At 66.7% G+C, this 3,443-nt stretch carries 3 protein-coding genes; all 3 read left to right on the top strand.

The window, feature by feature from the left end; genetic code table 11:
- A partial coding sequence (locus AC5JJ6_RS04910; protein ID WP_496040971.1) for a glycosyltransferase family 4 protein occupies nt 1-562 on the top strand: 562 nt, incomplete at its 5' end.
- Complete coding sequence (locus AC5JJ6_RS04905; RefSeq protein WP_496040970.1) at nt 559-2,031, top strand: oligosaccharide flippase family protein; 1,473 nt, start codon at nt 559-561, stop codon at nt 2,029-2,031. The genes AC5JJ6_RS04910 and AC5JJ6_RS04905, both read left to right, overlap by 4 nt.
- 76 nt (nt 2,032-2,107) lie before the next feature.
- Nucleotides 2,108-3,265: an OpgC domain-containing protein gene (gene opgC, locus AC5JJ6_RS04900; protein ID WP_496040969.1), complete on the top strand. Its 1,158-nt coding sequence runs from the start codon at nt 2,108-2,110 to the stop codon at nt 3,263-3,265.
- The last annotated feature ends 178 nt before the right edge of the window (nt 3,266-3,443 follow it).

Raw genomic sequence — 3,443 nt, 5'->3', positions numbered from 1 at the left:
CATCGCGTCCGACGCTCCGTTCAACCTCGAAGCACTGCTGTTTCTCACCCGTGACATCCTGCCCCTGATTCGCCGCCGCCGCCCGGAGTTCCGCCTGCTGGTGACCGGCGGGGTCACGGTTCCGTTCGCCAGGCTGGGCTTCGAGCCCGAGGGCGTGGTTCTCGAACGCTCCGTGGCGGATGTCGCATCCTTCTACGATCGGATCGGCGTCGCCGTCGTTCCCCTGATCTCGGGCACCGGCGTCAGCTTGAAGACCTTGGAGGCGCTGCGGTTCGGCCGCCCCGTCATTGCGACGGCGGCCGGAGCCCGCGGTCTCGATCTGGAGGCTCTGCCCGGCCTGCACCTGGCCGAGGATGCCCGGGATTTCGCCGGACGCGTGGTCGACCTGCTCGACCGCAAAGCGGACGGCGCGCCGGTCCCGGTCGGCCGGCCGGATCCGGTGGCGGATTACTACCGTCTGTTCCGCCGTGCCTGCGCGGAAGCGCAAGCGCGCACCGCCGGCCGCGCCCCCGGATCACTCACGGAAGCGGCGCCGGAGCGAAGCCCCCGGAGTGCCGCATGACGGCCCCATCCGGCGTGTTCCGCGGGACTGTGCTGTACATCGTCAGCCGGCTGGTTCCGGCCATCCTGACGTTCCTGGCGATCGGGCTCTACACACGCTTCCTCAGCACCGAGGAGTACGGCCTCTATGCCCTGATCCTCTCTATCGTGTCGCTCGTGTCGTCCGCGGCGATCGGTTGGATCTACATGTCGGTGGTTCGGCTCCTGGCTGCTTCCTCCGATCCGGCCCGGTTCCAGGCGTCCGTGCTGCTCAGCTTCCTGGCCGTGGTGGCGCTGGTCGTGACCACCGGCGTGCCTTATCTGCTGCTGGTATCCCAGACTCCCGGTGAACGGCTGTTGATCCTGCTGGCGGGTTTCCTGCTGATCGTGCAGGGCTGGATGGAAATCAACTTCCATTTCCTGATCGCGCGGGGGCAGGCGTGGCTCTACACCCAGCTGTCGATTCTTCGGGCCGTGCTGGGCACTGCCGTGGGCGTCGGGCTCGCGGCGCTCGGGTGGGGCGCCGGCGGAATTCTGCTCGGCACCGCCGTCGGCATGCTGGCGCCGACCCTGTGGCTGAGCTGGTTTCACTGGCGCGGGATCGACCCGCGGCGGGCGGATCGCCGCGACATCCGGGCCTTCCACCGGTTCGGCCTGCCGCTCACCCTGGGCCTGACGCTCGACAACGTTACCCTGTACAGCGATCGCCTGGTGCTTGGCTGGCTCGCCGACACGCAGGCGGTCGGCCTCTACGCCGTGGGCTACGACATTGCGGACAAAGCCCTCAAATCGATCATGCAGTCGGTGGGAGCCGCCGCCCTGCCGACCGCCGTGCGGCTTCTGGAGCAGGAGGGGGAAGAGGCAGCGCGGCGCCAGCTGGAGCGCAATGCGGTGATCCTGGTGTCCCTGGGACTGCCGGCGACCGTCGGGCTGTCGCTGGTCGCCCCGGAAATCGCGGCGCTGGTCGGGGCCGATTTCCGCGAGGCGGTCGCGGCCCTGATCCCGCCGATCGCCGCCGGAACCTTCCTGGCCTGCCTGCGGTCGAATTATTTGGATCATGCCTTCCATCTCAGCAAGCGCGCGCTTCCACTGACGCTTGTCACTGCGGCCACGGCCGTTCTCAACCTCGTCCTCAACCTGATCCTCGTGCCGCGGCTGGGCGTCATGGGCGCCGCCTATGCCACGCTCGGCTCCTTCCTGTTCGGCGCGCTGGCCGGCTACGCGGCGGGCCGCCGGCTGTTCCGCCTGCCGATGCCATGGACCGAGTTCCTGAAGATCGGGGCCGCCGCGTGCGTGATGGCGGCCACCATCTCCGCCCTGCCGGACGGGCAGGGCGCAGGGCTGACCCTCGTCCTCAAGGTCGCCGCCGGCGGCCTGTCCTATCTCGGCGCCGCCGTGGCGCTTGATATCGGCGGCGTGCGCGGATCGGGTCGGCTCGAGGATTTGCGGGAGCGCCTGCCCGGCGTGCCGGTGCTTCGGAAAGCCAAGTGACCGCGCCTGTCCGGCCATTCGCCTCACAAGCAATCCTTGAACCGTTTCACAATTTTCAGTTCGGCGGATATTCTTCATGAGAGACACACGGATCGACGCCCTGCGCGGCCTCGCCATTTTCACCATAGCCCTGAACCATTTTACTTGGCTGGCGGCCGATCTCGGCCTTAAGGGACCGTCCTTTCCGACCCTTACGCAGTTCGGGTTCTCATCCTCAGCGGAGATCTTCTTCCTGCTGTCGGGGTATCTCGTGGGGCAGGTCTATGCCGGGGTCTACAGAAAGCACGGCCTGGCGCGCATGGCCGGCAAATGCCTCGGGCGCGCCTACAAGATCTACGCCTACAATTGCGTACTGCTCGGCGCCTGCCTTGCGATTGCCGCCCTGGCGGCCCCAGCGGTGGCGCAGGTCACCTTCACCGAACCGTTTCTGCGCGATCCCTTTTCCTCCTTTCTGGCGTTCTCGGTCGCCCTCGCGACGCCTTACGGCCTTGACATCCTGTTCACCTATGTCCTTTTGCTCGCCGTGACGCCAGGTTTCATCGCCCTGGCGGGACGATCCCCCTTCGTCGCCTTCCTGATCACTTTCGGCCTTTACGGCCTTGTTCAGCTGGCACCCGGCCTCAACCTTCCGGGCGGCCTGCCGGAAGGCGACCGATTGTGGAACCTCAACCCCTTCGCCTGGCAGCTTCTGTTCTTCGGGGGCTCGCTGCTCGGCATGAACCGGTGGCTGGAGCGGGTGTGCGTCACGCGGATCGGGTCCAAGCTGATCGGCGCGCTTGCTTTCTTCGGGGTCCTGACCCTGCTTTACGCGCTGAACGGACGCTACGACGAGATGGCGTTTCTGCACCCGTTTGGGGACGCCGTCTTGCCGCTGCCTGGCACCGGCAAGACCAACCTCGGTCCGCTCAGGCTGACCCACGCGCTGACGGTGGTCCTGCTCGCCATGCTGATCATGACCGCTGCGCCAGGCCTGCTGCGCTCGCTGCCGGGTCGTGTGCTGAGATGGGTCGGCTACGATTCGCTGTCCACATTCTGCGTCAGTCTCGCGGTGTCATACGGGGCGACGGCGATCTGGGCGCGGCTGGGCGGCGGCGAGGTCCTTTATCTGGCGCTGTGCGGCCTGGTCATCGCCGTCATGGCCGCCGCTGGCTGGGCCATCGCGGCGCCAAAAGGTGCCGGGCAGGGTGGCGCTGGGCAGGGTGGCGACGGCGTCAAATGCCGCGTGGGGGCGTGATTGCCGGGACCGCACGGTCCCCAGGCCGCGGGTCACCCGGTGGAAAAGACAGAATTCTTATACGATCCTTAATCTCGAGGAACAATAAGCCTTCGACCATTCATACTCGGTTCGCAATTTTGGTTTGCAATGGTGTGCACCATTAACGGAGCACCCCATGCAGAGCATATTCGGTACC

The organism is Skermanella sp. (assembly GCF_059503625.1).
Note: the sequence above shows the minus strand (reverse complement) of the source record. Positions and strands in the feature narration are given on the sequence as shown.